This is a genomic window from Tardiphaga sp. 285_C5_N1_2 (assembly GCF_052076065.1).
GTDB classification, from domain to species: domain Bacteria; phylum Pseudomonadota; class Alphaproteobacteria; order Rhizobiales; family Xanthobacteraceae; genus Tardiphaga; species Tardiphaga robiniae.
In genome coordinates this window covers 3115335-3138428 of record NZ_CP197241.1, presented here as the reverse complement: position 1 = coordinate 3138428, position 23094 = coordinate 3115335, and the positions used below count along the sequence as shown (strand labels likewise).

Below are 23094 nucleotides of genomic sequence, written 5' to 3'. Positions count from 1 at the left end.
GGGCGAAGCATGACTGACCAGGCTCAAATACAGCACCCGCAATTACATCCGCCGATAGGCTCGCCGTTCGGCATCATCGCCGGCGGCGGCTCGCTGCCCTTCGCGGTCGCGGACTCGCTGCAGGCACGTGGCATCAAGCCTGTCGTGTTCGCGCTGAAGGGCTTCTGCGATCCGGCGCTGGTGGCGCGATTTCAGCACCACTGGATTCCCATCGGCCAGTTTGGCCGTTTGCTGAAGCTGATGCGCAGCGAAAATTGCCGGGATCTCACGTTCATCGGCACGCTGGTGCGGCCGGCAATCTCCGAGATCAGGCTGGACTGGGCAACGCTTCGCGTAATGCCGAAAGTGTTTCGCGCGTTTCGCGGCGGTGACGATCATTTGCTGACGAGTATCAGCCGCCTGTTCGAGCATGAAGGTTTTCGTCTGCTGGGGATCAAGGACGTCGCGTCCGATGTGCTGATGCCGGAAGGCAGCGTGACGCGTGCCGTACCGGATCAAGATGCTGAAGCCGATATCGCGCGTGGGCGCGACGTCCTGCGCGCCTTGAGCCCGTTCGATATCGGCCAGGCGACCGTGGTGATCGACGGCCATGTGGTGGGAATCGAAGATATCGAAGGCACCGATGGATTGCTGGCACGCGTGGCGCTCTTGCGTGAGCAGGGACGTATTCGCGCCAAGGCAGGACGAGGTGTGCTGGTGAAGGCGCCGAAGAGCGGTCAGGATCTGCGTTTCGATCTGCCGACATTGGGGCCGCGGACCATCGAGCGGGCTGCGGCCGCGAAGCTCGCCGGCGTCGCCATCGTCGCAGGCAATACGATCGTCGCCGAACCGCAGCAGATGATTGTCGCCGCCGATGCCGCAGGTCTTTTCGTGACGGGACTTCCGACGTGACGAAGACGATCTATCTCATCGCCACAGAAGAATCCGGCGACCGTCTCGGCTCCGCGCTGATGAAGGTGTTGCGCCAGCGGCTCGGCGACGATGTACGCTTCGAAGGCGTCGGCGGTTCGTCGATGGCACGTGAAGGTCTGCAGTCACTGTTTCCTATCGAAGAGCTTTCTATCATCGGCCTGGCCGCGGTCGTCCGGAAATTACCGTCGATCCTGAAGCTCATCACGCGCGCGACCGAGGACGTCTTGCGGGCCAGACCCGACGTGCTGGTCATCATCGACAGCCCGGACTTCACCCATCGCGTCGCCAAGCGTGTGCGCCAGCGCGATCCCTCCATTCCCGTCGTCAACTATGTGTCGCCAACGGTGTGGGCGTGGCGGCCGGGGCGCGCGAAGGCGATGCGCGCTTATGTCGACCATGTGCTGGCGCTGCTGCCGTTCGAGCCGGAGGCCCATCAGCGGCTCGGCGGACCGCCATGCACCTATGTCGGTCATCCCCTGATCGAGCAGATCGATGCGCTGCGTCCCAATGCGGAAGAGCAGGCGCGTCGTGAAACGAAGCCGCCGGTGTTGCTGGTGCTGCCGGGTAGCCGTCGCAGCGAGATCCGTCATCACATGGCAACGTTCGGCGCGACGCTCGATCTGCTGCAAAAGCAGGGCACGCAATTCGAACTGATCCTGCCGACCATGCCGCATCTCGTCGAGGTCATCGCCGAAGCGCTCAAGGCGTGGCCGGTACAGCCGCGGATCGTCGTGGGCGAAACAGAGAAGCGCGCCGCGTTCCGCATCGCGCATGCGGCCTTTGCCAAGTCGGGGACGGTGACGTTGGAGCTTGCATTGTCGGGCGTGCCGATGGTCACCGCCTACAAGGCCGGCAGCGTCGAGGCTTGGATCATCCGCCGCCGCATCACATCGTCGTCGGTCATCCTCGCCAATCTGGTGATCGGCGAAAACGTCATTCCGGAGTTCATCCAGCAAGACTGTACGCCGGAAAAGCTCGCGGCGTCGTTGCAGGAGGTGCTGGCACATACACCGATGCGGCAGCGTCAGATCGAAGCCTTGGCACGACTGGATGGCATCATGGGCGTTGGACGGATGTCGCCGAGTGACGCCGCTGCCGACGTCGTGCTCGCGACGATGCGCGAGGATCAGGGGTAGCTTGAACAAGAAAACGGCGGATCTTGCGATCCGCCGTTTTGATTTTCGCACTCTGCGAAACAAGGTCTTAGGCGCGCTTGGCGATATCCACGTAGTCGCGGCGGGCAGCACCCGTGTAGAGCTGGCGCGGACGTCCGATTTTCTGCTGCGGATCGCCGATCATCTCGCTCCACTGGCTGATCCAGCCGACGGTGCGGGCAACGGCGAACAGCACGGTGAACATCGAGGTCGGGAAGCCCATCGCCTTCAGCGTGATGCCCGAATAGAAATCGACATTCGGATATAGCTTGCGGTCGATGAAGTACTGGTCCGACAGCGCGATCTTCTCGAGCTCCATGGCAACGGCGAGCATCTCGTCGCCACCGTGACCGGTTTCCTTGAGAACTTCGTGGCATGCCTGCTGCATCAGCTTGGCACGCGGATCGTAGTTCTTGTAGACGCGGTGACCGAAGCCCATCAGGCGGACGCTGGAGTTCTTGTCCTTCACCTTGGCGATGAATTCCGGAATCTTGTCGACGGTGCCGATCTCGGCGAGCATCTGCAATGCGGCTTCGTTGGCGCCGCCATGCGCCGGTCCCCACAGGCAGGCGATGCCGGCGGCGATGCAGGCGAACGGATTGGCGCCCGACGAGCCGGCGATGCGGACCGTTGAGGTCGATGCGTTCTGCTCGTGGTCAGCGTGCAGCGTGAAGATCTTGTCCAGCGCCTTGGCGAGCACCGGATTGACCTTGTACTCCTCGCACGGCACGGCGAAGCACATCTTCATGAAGTTCGCTGCGAAGTCGAGCGAGTTGGTCGGATACACGAAGGGCTGACCGATCGTGTACTTGTAGGCCATCGCCGCGAGCGTCGGGATCTTGGCGATCATGCGGATCGACGCGATGTCGCGCTGCTTCGGATCGTTGATATCAGTTGAGTCGTGGTAGAAAGCGGCGAGGGCACCAACCGACGCGACCATCACGGCCATCGGATGCGCGTCGCGGCGGAAGCCCTGGAAAAAGCGGCTCATCTGGTCGTGAACCATGGTGTGGTTCGTGACCAATGCGTCGAACTTTGCCTTCTGCGCCTTGGTCGGGAGTTCCCCGTACAGCAGCAGATAGCAGGTCTCGAGGAAGTCCCCCTTCTCGGCGAGCTGCTCGATGGGGTAGCCGCGGTACTCGAGGATACCGGCATCGCCATCGATATAGGTGATCTTGGACTGGCAGCTGCCCGTCGAGGTGAAGCCGGGATCGTAGGTGAACATCCCGGACTGGGCGTAGAGCTTGCCGATGTCGATGACATCAGGGCCGACGGTCCCGCTGTGGATCGGCAGTTCGAAGCTCTTGCCGTCGACTGTCAGCGTTGCGGATTTGGTATTGGTTTTTGCGTCCATCGCGTGGTCCCCGATGAGATCGTTGAGGGGCCGGCAAGCCACCGACATTTCAGGAGAAATGGGGAGGCTAGCCGGGAATTCCAGAGCATTCGCCAGAATGCGTAGCGTATTGCTGTGTGCGCTGCAAGGCGGGCAAAAGCAGCCTACAGCTATGCTAAATAGATGCCTGATCGGCGAGCCGGTCCAGGCATTCCTGCCGTCCCAATACCGCCAGAACATCGAAAATGCCGGGCGATGTGGTCTTGCCGGTCAGCGCCACGCGAAGCGGTTGCGCGACCCCGCCAAGCTTGATGCCAGCTTCCTCGGCAAAGGCGCGGGTAGCAGCTTCGGCATTTGCTGCGGTCCAGTCGGTGACGGCTTCTAGTGCCGTGCGCAACTTGCCGATCAGCACACGGGTTTCCGGCGTCAGCGCGGCCTGCGCCTTCGGCTCCATCGCCAGTGGGCGATCGGCAAAGATGAAATTGGCGCCGTCGATCAGTTCGATCAGCGTCTTGGCGCGTTCCTTCAGGCCGGGCATGGCGCGCAACAGCTGGGCGCGCGTGGTGTCGTTGAGCTTCGCCTTCAGTTCGGCGCCGCCGGGCACGTAATTCAGCACGTCCTCGAACATGGTCACGAGGGATTGATCGTCGGTGTGACGGATGTAGTGACCGTTGAGATTTTCGAGCTTGGCGAAATCGAAGCGCGCGGCGGAACGGCCGATCCCCGACAGGTCGAAGGCGTCGATCATCTCCTGGGTCGAGAAGATTTCCTGATCGCCATGGCTCCAGCCGAGCCGCACCAGGTAATTCCGCAGGGCGGCCGGCACATAACCCAGCGCGCGATAGGCCTCGACGCCGAGCGCACCGTGGCGCTTCGAGAGTTTCGAACCATCGGGTCCGTGGATCAGCGGAATATGCGACATGCTGGGCACGGTCCAGCCGAGCGCGTCGTAGATCTGCTTCTGGCGGGCGGCGTTGATCAGGTGGTCGTCGCCGCGGATGACATGGGTCACGCCCATGTCATGGTCATCGACCACCACGGCGAGCATGTAGGTCGGATTGCCGTCGCCACGCAGCAGCACGAGGTCGTCGAGATTCTCGTTCTGCCAGACCACGCGGCCCTGTACCTGATCCTCGATCACGGTCTCGCCGGTGAGCGGCGCCTTCAGGCGGATCGTCGGTTTGACGTCGGGGCGCGGATCCGACGGATCACGGTCGCGCCACAGCCCGTTATAGAGCTTGGACTTGCCCTCGGCGCGGGCGGTCTCGCGCATCTGCTGCAGCTCCTCGGCCGAGGCATAGCAGTAATACGCCTTGCCCTCGGCCAGCAGCTGTTCGGCGACTTCGCGGTGCCGGCCGGCACGGGCAAACTGGAAGACGGTGTCGCCATCCCATTCGATGCCCAGCCACTTCAACCCGTCGATAATGGCGTCGATCGCGGCATCCGTTGAACGCTCGCGGTCCGTATCCTCGATCCGCAGCAGCATCTTGCCGCCGGTCTTTTTGGCATAGAGCCAGTTGAACAGCGCGGTGCGTCCACCGCCGATATGGAGGAAGCCGGTCGGCGAGGGGGCGAAACGGGTAACGACGGGAGCGGTCATATCAGCGGGTTCGATCGAGTTCGGTGTGAGTGTTGGCGGGCGTTTATCACAACGACAGGGCGCTGTCTCACGGCGAATAAACGCGGATTTGGGGCCGGAACCGCATCGGAAAAGGCCCTTTCGCGGGACCCGGCCCCTGATCCGGCCTTGGCGCGGCCTTCCGGATTTGGCACATAGGGCGCAGCTTGAAAGGCAGCAAATGACAGACGAATCGGTATCCGACGTAGGCCGTGACTTCATCCGCGACATCGTTGCGGCGGACCTGCAATCCGGCAAACACAAGAGCGTGGTGACGCGCTTTCCGCCGGAGCCCAACGGCTACCTGCATCTCGGCCATGCCAAGTCGATCTGCCTGAATTTCGGCGTTGCCGAGGAATTCGGCGGCCACTGCAACCTGCGTTTCGACGACACCAATCCGACCAAGGAAGAGCAGGAATATATCGACGCCATCCAGCGCGACGTCCGCTGGCTCGGCTTCGACTGGGGCGAGGGCAACCTGCATTACGCCTCGGACTATTTCGAGCAGCTCTATGACTGGGCGGTACATCTGATCCGCGCCGGCAAGGCCTATGTCGATGACCAGTCGCAGGAAGAAATCCGCTTTAAGCGTGGCACCCTGACGGAGCCCGGCCAGAACAGCCCGTTCCGCGACCGTTCGGTTGATGAGAACCTCGATCTGTTCGCGCGGATGCGCGCCGGCGAATTCCCGAACGGCGCCCGCGTGCTGCGCGCCAAGATCGACATGTCGTCGGGCAACATCAACCTGCGCGATCCCGTGATCTATCGCATCCTGCATGCGCATCATCCGCGCACGGGCACCGCCTGGAGCATCTATCCGAGCTACGACTTCGCGCACGGTCAGTCGGATGCCATCGAACACGTGACGCATTCGATCTGCACGCTCGAATTCGAGGATCACCGGCCGCTTTACGACTGGTGCCTGGAAAATCTGCCGGTGCCATCGCGGCCGCATCAGTATGAATTCGCGCGCCTCAACATGACCTACACGCTGCTGTCGAAGCGCGTGCTGACCGAGCTTGTCCGCGGCGGCCATGTCACCGGCTGGGACGATCCACGGATGCCGACGCTGGCCGGCCTACAGCGCCGCGGCATTCCTGCCGAAGCACTGCGCGAATTCGTCAAGCGCATCGGTGTCGCCAAGGCCAACTCGACCGTCGATATCTCGATGTTCGATTTCGCCGTGCGCGAGACACTGAATCGCACGGCGCAGCGCCGCATGGCGGTGCTGAAGCCGCTGAAGGTGGTGATCGAGAACTACCCGGAAGGACAGACCGAGCAGCTCGAAGCCATCAACCATCCCGATGATGCGTCGCTCGGCAACCGGCAGATTTCATTCGGCCGCGAGCTCTACATCGAGCATGACGACTTCATGGAAGAGCCGCCGAAGAAGTTCTTCCGCATGGCGCCGGGCCGCGAGGTCCGCTTGCGTTACGGCTATTTCATCACCTGCAAGGACGTGATCAAGAACGCTGCCGGCGAGGTGGTCGAACTGCGCTGCACCTATGATCCGGAAACCCGGGGCGGCAATGCGCCGGACGGCCGCAAGGTCAAGGCGACCATCCATTGGGTGAGCGCTGCAGATGCCGTGCAGGCGGAAGTGCGCGTCTACAATCAGCTGTTCGCCGATCCGCAGCCCAATGCGACCGAGTTCGCATCGCAGCTCAATCCGGACTCGCTGGAGAAGCTGACCGGCGCCATGCTTGAGCCGGCGCTGGCGAGCGACAACACAAGCGATGTCGTGCAGTTCGAGCGCCAGGGTTATTTCTGTCGCGACAAGGATTCAGCGCCGGGCAAGCTGGTCTTCAACCGTACCGTCGGTCTGCGCGACAGCTACGCCAAGCTCGCTTGAGCAACCCCAGGGATTAGTTTTCGTATTCTGCATCCGTTCCGCTAGCCGCCGCTTGCCCTTCCGATAGCATTCGGAAGGACAAGCTTGGCGTGCGGGCGTTCGATGGCGCGGGGTGGGGATCAGCAACAGCGGCGGGGCCGATCCGGCACGGCGACCACATGGCCGCCGCCGGCCACGGCAGGCGTCGCTCTCCCGTCACCGACGTCGTCGACATCGGGCTTCGAGACGCTCTGGACGTGGGTGTGGGCCGAAGCTGGTCCCGGTCGCTTGCTGCCTTGGGTGCCGATCGCTTTCGGGACCGGCATCGCGCTGTATTTTGCCGCTGAGCATGAGCCGGTGGCCTGGGTTGCCGCTGCGACGGCAGGCCTTCTTTGCGTGGCTGCGTTTTTGCTGCGGCGGCAGCGATGGTTTCCCTTGATCTTGCTCATTGCGGTAATCGCGGCCGGCTTTGCGATGGCTGCAATGAAAACCGCGCGCGTGGCTCATGAGGTTCTGGCGAAGCCGCTCTATTCCGTCGCGCTGACCGGCTTCGTTGAAACGCACGAGGAACGGGAGCGCACGGATCGCTTCGTGCTGCGCGTTGCCACGATGGACAGCCCGCGCGCCGCGCCGAAGCTCACCCGTGTGCGGCTGTCGGTGAAGAAGGGCATGGCGCCTGCCGTCGGCAGCTTCGTCGAATTGAAGGCAAGGCTGCAGCCGCCGCTGCCGCCGCTCCGGCCGGGGAGCTACGACTTCGGACGGGATCTGTATTTTCAAGGGATCGGCGCGTCCGGTTTTGTGATGGGCGGCATCAAGGCAGTCGATCCGCCGATACAGCCGAGTGTGGCGCTACGCTATTCGGCGACCATGCAGGGGCTACGCGACGCCATCGACGCGCGGATCCGCACCGTGCTCTCGGGCGATAGCCGCGCCATTGCCACGGCGCTGCTCACGGGCCGCCGCGATGCGATTTCGGCTGACGTCAATGATGCGATGTTCATCTCCGGCCTCGGTCATGTATTGTCGATTTCTGGCTATCACATGGCCGTTGTCGCCGGCGTGGTGTTCTTTGCGATCCGCGCGCTGCTGGCACTGATCCCCGTGCTGACGGTGACGTTCCCGATCAAGAAAGTCGCAGCGGCTACTGCGTTATTCGCAGCACTGTTCTATCTGCTGTTGTCAGGTGCTGAAGTCGCGACGCAGAGATCGTTTTTCATGACGGCCGTCGTGCTGATTGCAGTCATGGTCGATCGCCGGGCGGTGACGTTCCGCACCCTGGCGGTGGCAGCAATGGTTGTGCTGATCGTTGCGCCGGAAGCGTTGGTGCATCCGAGTTTTCAGATGTCATTCGCGGCGACGCTGGGGCTGGTCGCATTGGTACAGATCGGCATGCCCGCGCTGTTTGCCTCGCCCGATCATTCCGCGACGGCGCGCGTGGCGCTATGGGGCGGACGCGAGATCGCGATGCTCGTGCTGGCCTCGCTGGTCGCGGGCCTCGCCACCACGCCCTATGCCGCGTTTCATTTCCACCGCGTCACGCCCTATGGCGTTGTCGCCAATCTCCTGGCGATGCCGGTGGTCTCAGCGCTGGTGATGCCGGCGGGTATTCTTGGTTTGGTGGCCATGCCGTTTGGCTTTGACGGTGTGTTCTGGCGGCTAATGGATGTCGGCATCCAGTGGATGATCGTGGTCACGCAATGGGTCGCAGCCTTGCCCGGTGCCATCGGCCGGATGCCGGCCTTCGGCACTGGACCGCTGATATCAGCCAGTATCGGCATCATCGTGCTCGGATTGCTGCGCACGCCGTTGCGCTTCGCGGGGGCTGGCGTGCTGGTGCTCTCGATTGTATGGGCATTGCTGGTGAAGCAGCCGGATGTGCTGATCTCGGGTGATGGTCGCAGCGTCGCGGTACGGGGCAGGGACGGGCATCTCCACGTGATGCGCAGCGCCAAGGATACATTTTTGCTGAAAGAGTGGCTTGCCGGCGATGCGGATGCACGCCTGCCGACCGATGCCTCAGTCGGCCACGGCGTGTCCTGCGACCGCGACGGGTGCATCGCGGCGCTGGCCGATGGCGCTTTGGTGGCGCTGGTTCTACAGCCGGATGCTTTCACAGATGATTGCGAGAAAGCGGCGCTCATCGTCACGGCGCGACAATCGCCGAGGGATTGCAGGGCGCTGGTGATCGATCAGGATCGCTTGCAACGAAATGGTGCGGTGAGCCTGCAGCGAACCGCGAACGGCTTTACCATCGATGCCGTGCGACCGCGTGGCCTGGACCGTCCGTGGTCGCGCGCCATTCCTGATGAGCCCCAGCACGATCTGATCCCGAACAGTCGTACGCCACAAAATCGGCCGGTGGATGCGACGCCGGCGGAAGCCGATCTTCAACCCGAAGATCAGTAATCCGCCGAGGCGCAAATCTCAGTAGCGGCGATACAGGCCGATCAGCTTGCCCTGAATGCGCACCCGGTTGGGCGGCAGGATGCGGACCTCGTAGGCGTCATTCGCAGGCTCCAGCGCGATCGACGCGCCGCGGCGGCGGAAGCGCTTCAACGTGGCTTCCTCGTCGTCGATCAGGGCCACCACGATGTCGCCGGTGTCGGCGCTCTCGTTGCGCTGGATCAGCACGGTGTCGCCGTCGAGAATGCCGGCGTCCTGCATGGAATCGCCGCGCACTTCGAGCGCGTAATGTTCGCCGGAACCGAGCATGTCTGCGGGCATGCTGATGGTGTGGCTGCGCGTCTGCAGTGCCTCGATCGGCGTACCTGCCGCGATCCGGCCCATCACCGGGATGGCAACTGTGCGGCCATTGTCATCATCGCCGCTGTTGCTGGCGATGCTGGCGGCCGAACGCACCTTGCCAAGCGTGCCTTCGATGACGCTGGGCGTGAAGCCGCGGCGGCCGGTACCGCCGGTGACCGGCGCGCCGAGCTCTGGCAGCTTGATGACTTCGATGGCACGGGCGCGATTGGGCAGACGGCGTATGAAGCCGCGTTCTTCCAGCGCGGTGATCAGACGATGGATGCCGGACTTCGAGCGCAGGTCGAGCGCATCCTTCATCTCGTCGAAGGACGGCGGGACGCCGGCTTCCTTCAGCCGTTGATCGATGAATCGCAGGAGTTCGTATTGTTTGCGCGTGAGCATCTGAAGCCATCCTCAGTTGACGGTGTCGGCCGCCGCGTGCGTTTCAAAGGGCCTTCGAACGGTGAGCCTCAATCCTGAGACGATCGTTCAAAGATCGGTTGCGCGAGTTCGGGCACTCTCAAACTACTCAAAGCCACAGAATCTCGAAACAAATCATGAACGAACACTATATGTTCCATATGTGTTCTGCAATGCTTAATTTGCCGTCAACAGAATGCACGTTGAGGGAGGTTTGAGGAGGCTGTTCCTCACCAGTCGTCGATCCTCGACGGACATGGAAAATGCTTCCGCGGTCGCCTGGGCTACGCGGACGTCATGCGCCCAATGGGCGGCGGCGGAGTCGTGGAGCCGGTCGCCAGCGAGCGCTGAACCATGATCGTGTCGGCCCAGCGGCCGGAGCGATAGGCGACGCCGGGCAGCAAGCCGACGCGGGCAAAGCCAAAGCTCTCATGCAAGCCGAGCGAGGCCGTGTTGTCGGCATCGATATAGCCGATGATCTGCCGGAAGCCGGCCGCCGCGCACACGTCGATAAGTTCGCGCATCAGCAGCCGGCCGATGCCTCGACCGACATGCCCGTGGTGGATATAGATCGAATGCTTGACCGTGTAGCGGTAGGCCGGTCGCTTGCGGAACAACACCACATAGGCGTAGCCCACGACCTCGCCGCCTTGCGTGGCGACGAGGTGCGGGAACCGTTTGCTGCGCAGGTTCTTGCGCCGGTCTCTGAGATCGTCGGGCTGCGGCGTGTCGGCGTCGCTGACGCCTTCCTCGACGCCTTGCCGGATGTGCCGGCGATAGATCGCCAGCATGGCATCGACGTCGGTGTCGCGTGATGGTCGGATGACGACCGGCTGTTCGAGTTCCGTTGGCAAATCTGGCTCCTTACGTGCTCCCTATTCGGAGACCACGTAAGTGTAAAGCCGGATCCGGCCATTGGCGTCGACCTTGCGGTAGATGCCCTGGATTTCGACGTCGAAGCCCGGGAACGTGTTGAAGCAGGTCTCGAACATCCTGAGATAATCGATCATCGGCTTTGACCGTTCGGTGAGCCGTTCTCCGGGGACGATCGTGGCGATGCCGGGCGGGTAGACCACGAACGGCGTCGTCGCGACGCGCCCGAAAATCTCATCGATCGGGAGGTAATCGACGTCGTTGCGCACCAGACAGCGCGCGGCATCATGGGGTGACATGGCAATCTCCGGCAGATGGTCGGCGGAGAATTGCCTGGTCTGAAGTTCGCTCACATTGGCCTCGCGGAAGAACCGGTGCATGTCGCCGCACAGATCCCGCAGGCGTATGCCCGCATAACGCGCCGGCCTGCGCCTGGCGAATTCGGGGATGACGTCTTCCAGCAGCGCGTTGTCGTCATGAAACTTCTTGAAGGCGACGAGGCCCGATATCAGCGTGCCGGCCTTGCTGGCCTCCACGCCGGGCGTCAGCAGGAAGAGCAGCGAGTTAAGGTCGTTCTTCTCCGGCACGATGCGATTTTCGCGCAGGAACTGCGCCACCACGGGCGCGGGGATGCCGTGTTCCGCATAGCCGCCGGTGGTGCGGTCGAAGCCGGGTGTCACTACCGTCAGCTTGTTGGGATCGGTCATGGTGAAACCGGCTTCCATGCCGGGGAAGCCATGCCAGGCGGCGTCAGGCGCGAGCTGCCAATAAGCCGGATTGGTGGCCAGCTGGTCTGTGCCGATGCTTTCCCAGGGCACATTGTGAACAGCGCCTTCGCTGGCTGCGTCGGGAATCGCGACGCGCTCGGGCACGAAGGGTTCGAAGAACCAGCGACGCTCGGCGCGGGTTTCCTTCTCCTCGAATTCGCGGCGCACGGCGCGCATCTTCTTGCGCAGTTCGATGCCAAGCCGGATCGTGTCGTCCCACAACACTTCGCCGGAGCGGCCCTTCATCATCTGCGCGCCGACATCCAATGATGCGAACAGCGGATAGAACGGCGAGGTCGAGGCGTGCTGCATGAAGCTTTCGTTGAAGCGCCGATGCTCGACGCGGCGCTTCTGGCCGCGGATGTGGCGATCCTTCATGTGGATCTGCGACGCCTGAGAGAAGCTCGCAAGCTGCTTATGGGTCGACTGCGTCGCGATGATACCCGGAGAATCCGGACCAAGCTCCTTGAGCCCCATGGCGAAGCGGCCGGCATAGAGCGGGTGGAATTTCATGAAGCCCGCCCAGGCCTCGTCGAACAGGATATAATCGCAGAGATGGCCGATGCGCGCGATGATCATCTCGGCGCTGTAGATGGTGCCGTCATAGGTGCACTGTTCGACCACGGCGACGCGGAACGGGCGTGGACGCTTCCAGGCCTCGGGATCCGTGACCAGCGGATTGATACGGATGCGCTCGCGCAGCGCGTCCTCGTCGAGCGCATCCCAGTTCATCGGGCCGATCAGGCCCCAGGGATTGCGCGTCGTTGGCACATAGATCGGCACACCGCCTGAAATCATCAATGCGCCGTGCAGGGCCGCTTTGTGGTTGTTGCGATCGAACAGCACGAGGTCGCCATCGGTGACCAGGGCCGATAGCGCGACCTTGTTGGAGGTCGAGGTGCCGTTGAGCACGAAATAGGTTTTCTCCGCGCCAAAAATCTGCGCGGCTTCCTTCTGCGCCTGCAGCGCAGGGCCCTCATGAGTCAGCAGATCGCCGAGATCGAGCACCGAATTGTCGAGGTCGTCGCGAAACACGGCTTCGCCGAGATGCTCCATGAACACGCGGCCGATCGGGCTGCGGCTGTAGAACACGCCGCCATTGTGGCCCGGGCAGGTCCAGAGCTGGTTGCCTTCCTCGGCATAGTCGACCAAAGCGCCGAAGAACGGCGTCTTCAGCGTCTCGGCATATTGCTTCAACCGGCTGATGAGATTCTTGGCGATGAACGGCGGTGTTTCCTCCGACAGGAAGACATAGCCGTCGATGAAATCGAGCACCTCGACCGGGACGTCTTCAAACCGCTTGCGACGGATCAGCAGGATGATCGGAAAGTCGAGGCCCCGTTTGCGCATCAGGTTGATCAGCGCCGCGGTCTTGCCTTCGAGGCCCTTCTTGCCCCAGTCGACCACCATGCAGCCGATGGCCGCGTCGGTCTGGACCGCGATCGTGGCGTCTTCGAGCTTGCGCGCCTTGACGACCTCGAAGCCGGAACGCTCGATCTCATCGACGATCTGATTGAGCCGAATGCCCTCGAGATCGTCGGCGTCGAATGTTGGCATCGCAAACAGGAAATTGAAGCGTTTGAAATAGTCCATTTGTGCACCGATCTTGTTTCGCAGCGATGTCTCGCTGCGTTACGTGACAATTCAGTGACTGAAGCCGCGTTAAGGTATCTCAGTCAGAAAAAAGCTCAGAGAACATGCCGCGCGGCGGAAGTTCCGGTGGCCCGGCATTCCATCGCGCATCTCGGCCTTTAAACAGGCAGTCGCATGATCGCGCAGGAATCGCCAGCGGCGGCGGCGGGAGCGAATGGCTTGCGGATCAGAAGTCCTTCGGCAACAGCCAGATTTCCTAGCAGCGACGAGTCCTGTTTCATCACCGGCGTCGCCACCACGGTGCCGTCGGCGCGCGTTTCCAGACGCGTGCGCAGGTAATCCTCGCGCTGGTCGTTGGCGGCGAGGTCGCGGCCAAGCACCGCGGGTTCGAGCGCGTGAGCGACCTCGATTCGGCCGGATAGCGCGCGCAGCAGCGGCACCATGAACAGGAAGCCGCAGACATAGGACGAGACGGGATTGCCGGGCAGGCCGATCACGCGCATGCCCTGGCGGCGTCCGTGCATCATCGGCTTGCCGGGCCGCATCGCGATGCGCCAGAACGCCATCTCGACGCCGGCATTGATCAGGGATTGCTGCACGAGGTCGTGGTCGCCGACCGACGCGCCGCCGGTGGTGATCAGCACGTCCGCCTTCAGATCGATCGCGCGCTGAATGGCCGATGTGGTCGCCTCCAGCGTGTCGACAGCGATACCGAGATCGATCACCTCGGCGCCTTCGGCACGGGCCAACGCACGCAGCGCGAAGCCATTGGAGAGCACGATCTGGCCGGGGCCGGGGACCGCGCCGGGCATGACCAGTTCGTCGCCGGTGGCGAGCACGGCAACGACCGGCCGTCGCCGCACGGGCAGTGACGGATGGTTCATGCCGGCGGCAAGCGCCAGATCGCGGTCGGTGAGGCGGGTGCCGGCGCGCAGTAGTACATCGCCTTCATTGAAATCGACGCCGGCCGGGCGGATATGCTTGCCGGAAATCGCGGCCTCGTTGATCCCGACGATATCGCTATCGCGCGTAGTATCTTCCTGGATTACCACGGCGTCGGCGCCAGCGGGCAAAACGCCGCCGGTGAAGATTCGCAGGGCTTCGCCGGTCTGCAGCGGGCGGTCGAATGGCTTGCCTGCGGCGATCTCGCCGATGACGCGGAGCTTGGCGCCCAACGTCGCATCGGCGGCGCGCACAGCATAACCGTCCATCGCTGACATGGGCTCCGGTGGCTGGGTGCGCAGCGAAGCGATGTCGCGGGCGAGCACGCGGTGGAACGCGTCTTCCAGCGGCACCATCTCCTCAGGCAGCGCATCGGCGCCCGCGAGAATCGCGGCCATGGCATCGGTAACCGGCATCAGGGCCATCGCGGGGATCTCCGGCAGTGTGGGCGCCCGTCATAGCGGAGAGCGGGAGCGGACGCAAAACCACCGGCGCTTTGGCAGGGCAGGGAAACACGGTAGACATCGGCGATCATGACCGACAACCACGCCGCAACCGCCGATGAAGCGCCCATCTGGCGGGCGGATGTGGATGCGCTGGCGTTCCGGCCGTCCGGCCATCGCGGGCTATGCATGGTGCACCGTCATGCGTTCCGGACGCTGCTCCGGCGCTACCCGTCGCCGGAGGACTGCGCAGCCTATTTTCAAGACCACAGAGCGGTGTTCCAGGCGGCGGCTGGCGCCAAGCTGGTGCGTGCGCCGGTGGCGGCAGATGCGAACTTTCATCTGACCAGCCGGGATCTCGCCCGCGCGATGCAAAATTAACGGTCGCGCCACCGGTGCAACTCGGCTAAATTGACCGTCTATTTTGCGAGGATTCCGATGCAACAGACCCAGACCGCCCAGATCTCCGCCGTCACCACTGACGTCAACGTCGTCGTGCAGGCCGTTCTGGCCATGGCGCTCGGTCTGTTCATCGTCGGCGTGGTCGGCTTCTCGCATATCAGCGCCGTCCACAATGCGGCCCATGACACGCGCCACGCCAACGCATTCCCCTGCCACTGAGACATGTCCATCTTCAGGTCGATCGTTTTCTCGGCAGCGCTGGCTGGCGTGATCACTGGCGCTGCCATCACCGGCGCCCAGATGGTCGGGACCATTCCCCTGATCCAGAAAAGCGAAGTTTATGAGCGCAAGGCGGAAGCGCCGGCTGCTGTTGCGCCGACGGCTGCCGCGCAGCCCGCCCATACGCACGACCATGGCGCCGCCGCCCATAGTCATGAGGCCGAATGGGAGCCCGCCGAGGGCTTGCAGCGCAATGCCTTCACCACCGGCGCCAATATCCTGACGGCTATCGGCTTCGCGTTGCTGCTGGCCGGCATCTTCGCGCTGCGCGGCCGGGCCGTGGGTTGGCGGGAAGGGCTGTTCTGGGGCCTTGGCGGTTTCGTTGTCTTTACGGCGGCGCCCGGCCTCGGCCTGCCGCCGGAATTACCGGGAATGCCTGTCGCCGACCTCACCCTGCGCCAGACCTGGTGGATCGGCACTGCCTGCGCCACTGCGGCGGGGCTCGGCCTGCTGGTGTTCCGCAAGGCGTCATGGGCCGCCATTCTCGGCCTTGGCCTGATCATCCTGCCGCATCTGATCGGCGCGCCACAGGCGCCCGCTGGTCATACGGATGTCCCGGAAACGCTGTCGCACAGTTTCGTCGTTGCGGCGGTCCTGACCAGCCTGCTGTTTTGGGCACTGCTCGGCGTCCTCACCAGCATCGCCTTCCAGCGCATCTCGCGGACCTAAAGCCCGAGTGCCTTGAGCGCCTCGGCGACCGATGTCGGCGAGGTGACGTGGACGGCCTGCAATCCGCAAGCACGGGCAGCATCGATATTATCGAGTAGATCGTCGAAGAACACGATGCGGTCGGCGGGGATGCCGATTTCCGCGATGACGTGCTCATAGGATTTTGCATCGGGCTTGCGAAGCCCGATCGAGGACGACAGAAACACCGTGCGGAAGTGACTGAGCAGATCGGCATGGTGTTCCGAGAAATGCGTGACATGCGCGACATTGGTGTTTGAGAACGCGTAGAGCGGCCAGCGCTTTGAGGCATGCGCGAGGAGTTCGGCGATGCCTGGCATCTCCCCGACGAAGATCGCATTCCAGCCTTCGAGAAATTGTGCCGGCGTCAGATCGATACCGAGCGTGTCGTGCAGATGCGCAAAGAATGCGTCGTCGGAAATCTCGCCGCGCTCGTGTCGCATATAGACGTCGCCGCGCGCAAACCGGCTCACGATGTCGTCCGGTGTACACTGCGCGTAGTCCGACCAGACCTTCAGCACGCGCGTGAAATCGATATCCAGCACGACGCGGCCGAGATCAAACAGCAGGGCGTCTGCGGAATTTGGCGTAAGCGACATCGTCATCTGTATCTTTTGGCTCAACGATTGAACATGTGCGGCGCAGGTTAGCGGATGATGGCAGAAAATCCTTGCCTCCGCGTGACAAACCGTCCCGATATTTCTGTTGCCTAGGCAACTAATTCGTGAGAGCCTTTCCAAAGAGGGCGCTACTTAGAGCAGTCAATTGCCGGGCCCTGCAGGGAGAGAAACGATGGTGGACCGCTTGTGCGGGACAGCGATTGATGACGCGCGAGTAACGCGTGGTGGTCTAGCCGGTTACCGCGCCGAGATTGCCGTGAATGCGTCGCAGCAAGTCGATCAGCACTTCGCGTTCGCTTTCATCCAGACAGGACAGCAGCTTTCGCTCGCGTTCCAGCGCGGTCACGATGACGGCGTCATGGGTCGTGCGACCCTTCGTGGTCAGCGTAATCGAATGGGTGCGTGCGTCGTCCGGGTCGGCGTTGATGGCGACCAGGCCGCGCTCTTCCAGCATGGCAAGCGTGCGGCTGACCGGTCCCTTGTCGAAGCCGATGACGTGGCAGATGCGCGAGGCGGGAATGCCGGGCTCGATGGCCAGCAGCGACATGATGCGCCACTCGGTGACATTCACGCCAAAGCGCTTCTGATAGAGCGCGGTCGCGTTGCGCGACAGCTTGTTCGCAATGAAGGTGATGAAGGCCGGCACATAGCGCTCGAGATCGAGCAACTGCCCTCCTTTCGAAGCGGGCGCTCTCGCGGCGACAGTCCTGACATTGACCTTGGTCACTTTCGCCTTGGCGGGCTTTCGAACCGTTTTTCCCGATCCATTCTTGCTCATGCACCACGATCCTGCCTGCCAGCGTGACGTCGTCGAAATCGGCGAGATCACGTGGTCCTGAGGAATAGAGACACGCAGCCGCAATTGCCAACAAGAAAATATGGGAGATTCACATGGTTGCCACGGTCACGATGGCATCGCCCCACACCCCGCCGGTGCTGTCCTTCGGCGGAGCCCTGCCGAACGACTTATCGTCTCAGCCCGTCGTCCACCTCGACGTCGATCCCTTCGCCATGGACTTCTTCGCCGATCCTCACCCCACCCACGAGGTGCTGCGTGAAGCCGGGCCCGTGGTGTATCTCGACAAATGGAACGTCTACGCGGTCGCGCGCTATGCCGAAGTTCATGCAGTCCTGAACGATCCCGCAACGTTCTGCTCGAGCCGCGGCGTGGGTCTTAGCGACTTCGCCAGGGAGAAACCGTGGCGCCCGCCGAGCCTCATTCTCGAAGCCGACCCGCCGGCACATACGCGCACGCGCGCGGTACTCAACAAGGTCCTGTCGCCCGCGGTGATGAAGCAGCTGCGCGATGGCTTTGCCGCGGCGGCCGATGCCAAGGTCGACGAACTGCTGGAGCGGCGTAGTTTCGACGCGGTCGCGGATCTTGCCGAAGCCTATCCACTCTCGGTGTTCCCCGATGCGATGGGACTGCAGAAGGAAGGCCGCGAAAACCTGCTGCCTTATGCCGGTCTTGTCTTCAATGCCTTCGGTCCGCCGAACCAGCTGCGCCAGGACGCCATCGAACGCTCAGCGCCTCATCAGGCCTATGTCGCCGCGCAATGCCAGCGCGACAATCTCGCGCCCGGCGGTTTCGGCGCCTGCATCCATGCGCGGGTCGACACCGGCGACATCACCGCCGACGAGGCGCCGCTGCTGGTGCGCTCATTGCTGTCGGCAGGGCTGGACACGACGGTGAACGGTATCGGCGCTGCCGTTTATTGCCTGGCGCGCTACCCGCAAGAATTCGCGCGGCTGCGCAGCGACCTGTCGCTGGCGCGCAACGCCTTCGAGGAGGCCGTGCGTTACGAAAGTCCGGTGCAGACCTTCTTCCGCACCACGACGCGCGACGTCGAGATCAGCGGTTGCCATGTCGGTGAGGGCGAGAAGGTGCTGATGTTCCTGGCCGCTGCCAACCGCGATCCGCGCCGCTGGGCCGATCCCGAACGCTACGATATCGCCCGCAAGACATCGGGTCATGTCGGCTTCGGCTCCGGCATCCACATGTGCGTCGGCCAGCTCGTGGCGCGGCTTGAGGGCGAGGTCATGCTCTCCGCACTGGCGCGCAAGGTCGCATCGATCGAGATCACCGGCGACGTCAAGCGCCGCTACAACAACACGCTGCGCGGGCTCGAAAGCCTGCCGGTCACCTTCACGCCTGCCTGAGGATTCCATGCCGAGCATTACGTTCATTCATCACGACGACCGTGCCGAGACAGTCAGCGCCAATGACGGCGATAGCGCCATGTATACGGCGCTGCTGCATGGCATCGACGGCATCACGGGCGAATGCGGCGGAGGCGCGGTCTGCGCCACCTGCCACGTCTATGTCGACGACAGCTGGCTGGGCAAAGTTGGCACAGTCGGTGCCGACGAGGATGAGTTGCTGGAGGGTGTCGCCAGCGAGCGGCTGCCGAACAGCCGGCTGTCGTGCCAGATCAAGATCACCGAGGCGCTCGATGGCCTCGTGCTCCGGCTGCCGGAGCGACAGGTGTAACTCGCAAGCAAGACCGCGACCGGCAACGTCCGGACCCGCGCAATCAAGGTAGAGGGGAGAGACGACAATGAAGGGCTTGAAGACAGTTTTGGCTGCTGCGGCATCCTGCGTGATGGCGACGGCAGTCCAGGCGCAGGTGTCCGACGATGTGGTGCGGGTCGGCGTGCTTAACGACATTTCCGGCGTGTTCCAGGATACCAACGGCATGGGCTCGGTGGAAGCCGCGCGGATGGCGGCCGAGGATTTCAACGGCGGCGGCAAGAATATCAAAGTCGAGATCGTCTATGCCGACCATCAGAACAAGGCGGATGTCGGCTCAGCCATCGCGCGCAAATGGCTCGATGTCGAAAAGGTCGATGCCATCGTCGACGTGCCGAATTCGTCGGTCGGTCTCGCCATCAACAATATCGCCCGCAACACCAGAATGACGTTCCTGGCCTCATCCACCGCGACGTCGGACCTCACGGGTAAGGACTGTTCGCCGAACACCATCCAGTGGGTCAATGACGCATGGGCCACCGGCAACACCACCGCAGCGGCGATGATGCAGCGGGGCGGTGACGACTGGTACTTTCTCACGGTGAATTACGCGCTGGGGCAGGGCATCGAGGCCGAAGCCACCAATTACATCACGAAGAACGGCGGCAAGGTGCTGGGGTCATCGAAGCACCCGCTCGGCACCTCCGATTTCGCCTCGCTATTGCTGCAGGCGCAGAGCTCCAAGGCCAAGGTGATCGGCCTGGCTAATGCCGGCGCGGATGCTATCAATGCGGTCAAGCAAGCTGGTGAGTTTGGCATGCAGGATGGCCCGCAGAAGCTGGTCGCATTCCTGATCTTCATCAATGACGTTCACGGCATGGGCCTGAAGACCGCGCAGGGCCTGTTGCTGACGGAATCCTTCTACTGGGACATGGATGATGACACCCGCGCCTTTGGCAAACGCTTTGCGGCGCGGCCGGGCATGAACGGCAAGATGCCGAGCGCCAATCAGGCGGGCGTCTATGCCTCCACGCTGGCCTATCTCAATGCCGTGGCCGCCAAGGGCAGCGACGATGCCAGTGTCGTCGTACCGCAGATGAAGACCTTCAAGGGCAAGGACAAGCTGTTCGGTGAGGTCACGATCCGTGCCGATGGCCGCGTCATCCACCCGATCTACCTGTTCGAGATCAAGAAGCCGGCAGAGTCGAAGGGGCCTTATGACTATTACAAGCTGCTCTCGACCATCCCTGCCGAAAAGGCGTTCCGGCCGATGGCCGAGGGTGGTTGTCCGATGATCAAGTAGCCTGTCGCGCATCGATACCGGCAACATCAGTCGTTCCCGGTATCGATGTGGGGCCAGTTGCGGGAATTGGCGGATCGGTAGGTAACTTGCTGCTCCGCAGAAAATACATGCGGGCTATTTCAAACCTAAAAGGCTGTTCCACGTACCTAGTGATATCGAAACCCTTTGATTTAAAGGATTTGGAATGTCGATTATGGTTGGATTGATGGCCTTGCTGCTGCCACCTGCTGCGTGGTTGCTGGTCAAACGATATGAGCGTCATCTCGATGCGCAGATCGGGCCGTGGATCGTCAGTGAGATGAAGCCGCAGCGCAGCCGGCAGCGTCTCCTGCGCGAGCACCGTGATGACAGCGATCGCTGAAATCCGCCCCTATTCAGGTTACCGCAAAACTTACAACGCGCGCGCGTAACTAAGTAGTGCGCATTCACACTTGGCCTCGTCCTGCTTGGTAGTGCTGATCCCGCCACGAGCACCAGCCCGGATGTCTCATCCGTCCGGTTGGTCGCTTGATCTGGCCCGGGACCGCCGCCAAACACCCCCCATGTCGCGCGCGGTCCCGGTTATTGTTCGTAAACAAGATCGATGACGGCGCAGGATCGCGATTTCGCAGTGATGACGCGCTCTGGGGACCTTCATGAGAAATTGCGCGTCGTGCTGGCCGCAAAGATGGTTGCGCGGCGACAGCAGTTCGATAAGCGCCTGCGCGATCTCGAACAGTTCGCGATTTTGTCGAAGCGTGCTGTCGCAGCATTGTGGTCGATGGCCGAGGGTGGTTGTCCAATGATCAAGTGACGGCCACTTGTTCGATGTCGCTGGCGATCATCGGGAATAATTTGCGGCAACCGGTGTTCTGAGGATGGGGGCCCACACCTGCGACGGGAGTGTGCCATGCTCAGGAAAATGTTGATCGGACTTGCCACAATTGCGGCCATCGGCATGACGTCCGTGCCGATGGATGCTTCGGCGCGCGGCGGGGGCGGCCACGGCGGTGGTGGCGGGCACGGGGGTGGTTTCCACGGTGGTGGCGGTTTTCACGGAGGTGCCTTCCACGGAGGTGGCTTCCGCGGCGGCGGTATGGCCATGGGCGGCCTGCGCGGCGGCGGGGTCGGTGCAACTCGTTTCGCCGCCATGCCCGGTGGAGCACGCTTCGCCGGAATGTCCAATCGAGGCTTCCATCACTTCGGCCACCATAATCGTCACTTCCGGAATTTCGCCCCGTTTGTGATCGGATTCGGTTCGTCCTACGCCTATGCGGGCTATCCGTATTACGACAACTGCTATGACGTTATACGGGTGCGGACTTATCACGGTTGGCGATGGCGGCGCGTGTATGTCTGCGGCTGACGCCGGGCGACCGCGGAGTATTCAATTCGCGGCGTTGTCCGTGACCAGATAGTGCCCGGACTTGCCGCCCTTTTTCTCGACGAGGTGGATGCCCTCGATGCGGACACCGCGCTCGACGGCCTTGATCATGTCGTAGATTGTCAGGCATGCGACGGAGACGGCCGTCAGCGCTTCCATCTCGACGCCCGTGGGGCCCGTGACCTTGACTGATGCACGTACGCGGCAGCCCGGCAGTTTCTTGTCGGGCGTGATGTCCAGTGTGACTTTGGATAACGCCAGCGGATGGCACAGCGGGATCAGATCCGATGTGCGCTTTGCCGCCATAATGCCGGCGATACGCGCCGTGCCGAGCACATCGCCCTTCTTAGCATTGCCGGAGACGATCATCTCGAGCGTCGCCTTGCTCATGATCACCAGACCTTCGGCCACCGCGATGCGTTCGGTCGCCGGTTTCTCCGACACATCGACCATGCGGGCCTCGCCCGAGGAATCGATGTGGGTGAGGGCCGGGGCCTGCTTCGATTTTTTCGTCTTGCCGGCCATGATCAATGCGTTCCGTTCGCGCGCTTGAGCAGCGTTTGCGTCGCGGCCGTCACGTCCGCCTGCCGCATCAGGCTTTCCCCGACCAGGAAGGTGGAGATGCCGACACGCTCAAGGCGTGCGAGGTCGTCCGGCGTGAAGATGCCGCTTTCGCCGACCTTCAGACGATCCCGGGGGATCATCGGCGCCAGCGTCTCGCTGGCGGTCAGCGTGGTCTCGAAGGTGCGCAGATTGCGGTTGTTGATGCCGATCATCGGCGAGCGCAGGTTCAGCGCGCGTTCCAGCTCCGGCTGGTCGTGGATTTCGATCAGCACATCCATGCCCTGGTCGATGGCGGCGTCTTCGATGTCACGCGCCTGCGCATCGTCGAGTGCAGCCATGATGATCAGGATGCAATCGGCGCCATGGGCGCGGGCCTCGACCACCTGATAGGTGTCGAACATGAAGTCCTTGCGCAGCACCGGCAGTTTGGTCGCGGCGCGCGCCGCGACCATGAAGTCGAGATGGCCCTGGAATGACGGCGTATCGGTCAGAACCGAGAGGCATGCGGCGCCGCCGGCTTCATAGGCCTTGGCCAGCGTCGGCGGATCGAAGTCCTCGCGAATGAGCCCTTTGGACGGCGAGGCCTTCTTGATTTCGGCGATCAGCGCGAACTCGTTCTTGTCGAGCTTTTTGTGGATCGCGGTCATGAAGCCGCGCGGCGCCGGCGCAGCCTTGGCCAGCGCTTCGATGGAAGCGATGGGATGGGCGCGTTTCGCCGCCGCGATTTCTTCGCGCTTGTAAGCTTCGATCTTGGTCAGGATGTCGGACATCGTCG

The 23094-nt window shown here is 62.7% G+C and carries 23 protein-coding genes; 13 read left to right on the top strand and 10 right to left on the bottom strand.

From position 1 onward, the window contains the following. Positions 1–9: 9 nt before the first annotated feature. Positions 10–891, top strand: a complete 882-nt coding sequence (locus AB7951_RS14985) for an LpxI family protein (RefSeq protein WP_120289997.1) — start codon at positions 10–12, stop codon at positions 889–891. Next, positions 888–2048, top strand: a complete 1161-nt coding sequence (gene lpxB / locus AB7951_RS14980; protein WP_120289995.1) for a lipid-A-disaccharide synthase — start codon at positions 888–890, stop codon at positions 2046–2048. Before AB7951_RS14985 ends, lpxB begins: the two co-directional genes overlap by 4 nt. A 67-nt stretch (positions 2049–2115) precedes the next feature. On the opposite strand, the gene gltA is transcribed toward lpxB, so the two are convergent. Continuing rightward, positions 2116–3420, bottom strand: a complete 1305-nt coding sequence (gltA, locus tag AB7951_RS14975) for a citrate synthase (protein WP_089264726.1) — start codon at positions 3418–3420, stop codon at positions 2116–2118. Positions 3421–3574: 154 nt separating this feature from the next. Next, positions 3575–4999 (bottom strand): glutamate--tRNA ligase, encoded by a 1425-nt coding sequence (gltX, locus tag AB7951_RS14970; RefSeq protein ID WP_093758757.1) that lies wholly within the window; start codon positions 4997–4999, stop codon positions 3575–3577. Positions 5000–5198: 199 nt separating this feature from the next. Between gltX and AB7951_RS14965 the strand changes: the two genes are divergently transcribed. Next, positions 5199–6869, top strand: coding sequence for a glutamine--tRNA ligase/YqeY domain fusion protein (locus AB7951_RS14965; protein ID WP_120289993.1), 1671 nt, complete (start codon positions 5199–5201; stop codon positions 6867–6869). 102 nt (positions 6870–6971) lie between these two features. Further along, positions 6972–9254 (top strand): ComEC/Rec2 family competence protein, encoded by a 2283-nt coding sequence (locus AB7951_RS14960; RefSeq protein ID WP_120289991.1) that lies wholly within the window; start codon positions 6972–6974, stop codon positions 9252–9254. Positions 9255–9272: 18 nt separating this feature from the next. On the opposite strand, the gene lexA is transcribed toward AB7951_RS14960, so the two are convergent. The 4 genes from lexA to AB7951_RS14940 all read right to left on the bottom strand — a co-directional run bounded on the left by lexA (position 9273) and on the right by AB7951_RS14940 (position 14613). Then, a complete protein-coding gene (gene lexA / locus AB7951_RS14955) occupies positions 9273–9995 on the bottom strand; it encodes a transcriptional repressor LexA (protein ID WP_068730850.1) in 723 nt (240 codons plus the stop codon). Positions 9996–10297: 302 nt separating this feature from the next. Continuing rightward, a complete protein-coding gene (locus AB7951_RS14950) occupies positions 10298–10867 on the bottom strand; it encodes a GNAT family N-acetyltransferase (protein WP_276509735.1) in 570 nt (189 codons plus the stop codon). Positions 10868–10888: 21 nt separating this feature from the next. Next, the gene (locus tag AB7951_RS14945) at positions 10889–13246 is read right to left on the bottom strand and encodes an Orn/Lys/Arg decarboxylase N-terminal domain-containing protein (protein ID WP_120289989.1); all 2358 of its coding nucleotides are present in this window, start codon (positions 13244–13246) and stop codon (positions 10889–10891) included. 158 nt (positions 13247–13404) lie between these two features. Then, the gene (locus AB7951_RS14940) at positions 13405–14613 is read right to left on the bottom strand and encodes a molybdopterin molybdotransferase MoeA (RefSeq protein WP_120289987.1); all 1209 of its coding nucleotides are present in this window, start codon (positions 14611–14613) and stop codon (positions 13405–13407) included. Between the two features lie 108 nt (positions 14614–14721). Between AB7951_RS14940 and AB7951_RS14935 the strand changes: the two genes are divergently transcribed. Genes AB7951_RS14935 through AB7951_RS14925 form a run of 3 tightly spaced genes read left to right on the top strand, consistent with a single transcriptional unit; the run spans position 14722 to position 15981 of the window. Then, the gene (locus tag AB7951_RS14935; RefSeq protein WP_120289985.1) at positions 14722–15012 is read left to right on the top strand and encodes a hypothetical protein; all 291 of its coding nucleotides are present in this window, start codon (positions 14722–14724) and stop codon (positions 15010–15012) included. A gap of 57 nt (positions 15013–15069) precedes the next feature. After that, complete coding sequence (locus AB7951_RS14930) at positions 15070–15252, top strand: CbtB domain-containing protein (RefSeq protein ID WP_089264725.1); 183 nt, start codon at positions 15070–15072, stop codon at positions 15250–15252. 3 nt (positions 15253–15255) lie between these two features. Beyond that, on the top strand, positions 15256–15981 hold the full coding sequence (locus AB7951_RS14925; RefSeq protein ID WP_120289983.1) for a CbtA family protein: 726 nt from the start codon (positions 15256–15258) through the stop codon (positions 15979–15981). Here AB7951_RS14925 and AB7951_RS14920 read toward each other — a convergent pair. Next, entirely contained in the window at positions 15978–16604 is a 627-nt protein-coding gene (locus AB7951_RS14920) for an HAD-IA family hydrolase (protein ID WP_120289982.1), read from the bottom strand. The genes AB7951_RS14925 and AB7951_RS14920 overlap by 4 nt on opposite strands. Before the next feature lie 244 nt (positions 16605–16848). After that, on the bottom strand, positions 16849–17397 hold the full coding sequence (locus tag AB7951_RS14915) for a MarR family winged helix-turn-helix transcriptional regulator (RefSeq protein WP_089264527.1): 549 nt from the start codon (positions 17395–17397) through the stop codon (positions 16849–16851). A gap of 233 nt (positions 17398–17630) precedes the next feature. Here AB7951_RS14915 and AB7951_RS14910 point away from each other — a divergent pair, with 233 nt between their 5' ends. The 6 genes from AB7951_RS14910 (at position 17631) to AB7951_RS14885 (ending at position 21737) form a co-directional block, all read left to right on the top strand. Next, positions 17631–18779: a cytochrome P450 gene (locus tag AB7951_RS14910; RefSeq protein WP_439062646.1), complete on the top strand. Its 1149-nt coding sequence runs from the start codon at positions 17631–17633 to the stop codon at positions 18777–18779. A gap of 7 nt (positions 18780–18786) precedes the next feature. Then, on the top strand, positions 18787–19110 hold the full coding sequence (locus AB7951_RS14905; RefSeq protein WP_092142387.1) for a 2Fe-2S iron-sulfur cluster-binding protein: 324 nt from the start codon (positions 18787–18789) through the stop codon (positions 19108–19110). Positions 19111–19177: 67 nt separating this feature from the next. Continuing rightward, the gene (locus tag AB7951_RS14900; RefSeq protein WP_093758746.1) at positions 19178–20392 is read left to right on the top strand and encodes an ABC transporter substrate-binding protein; all 1215 of its coding nucleotides are present in this window, start codon (positions 19178–19180) and stop codon (positions 20390–20392) included. A 184-nt stretch (positions 20393–20576) separates the two neighbouring features. Then, positions 20577–20753: a hypothetical protein gene (locus AB7951_RS14895; protein ID WP_158596802.1), complete on the top strand. Its 177-nt coding sequence runs from the start codon at positions 20577–20579 to the stop codon at positions 20751–20753. A 252-nt stretch (positions 20754–21005) separates the two neighbouring features. Next, complete coding sequence (locus AB7951_RS14890; RefSeq protein ID WP_147421643.1) at positions 21006–21185, top strand: hypothetical protein; 180 nt, start codon at positions 21006–21008, stop codon at positions 21183–21185. Between the two features lie 96 nt (positions 21186–21281). After that, positions 21282–21737 (top strand): hypothetical protein, encoded by a 456-nt coding sequence (locus AB7951_RS14885; RefSeq protein WP_147421642.1) that lies wholly within the window; start codon positions 21282–21284, stop codon positions 21735–21737. Between the two features lie 21 nt (positions 21738–21758). Here AB7951_RS14885 and moaC read toward each other — a convergent pair whose 3' ends face one another. Beyond that, positions 21759–22280, bottom strand: coding sequence for a cyclic pyranopterin monophosphate synthase MoaC (gene moaC, locus AB7951_RS14880; protein ID WP_120289975.1), 522 nt, complete (start codon positions 22278–22280; stop codon positions 21759–21761). Between the two features lie 2 nt (positions 22281–22282). Beyond that, positions 22283–23089, bottom strand: a complete 807-nt coding sequence (gene trpC / locus AB7951_RS14875) for an indole-3-glycerol phosphate synthase TrpC (protein ID WP_089264521.1) — start codon at positions 23087–23089, stop codon at positions 22283–22285. Between the last annotated feature and the right edge of the window lie 5 nt (positions 23090–23094).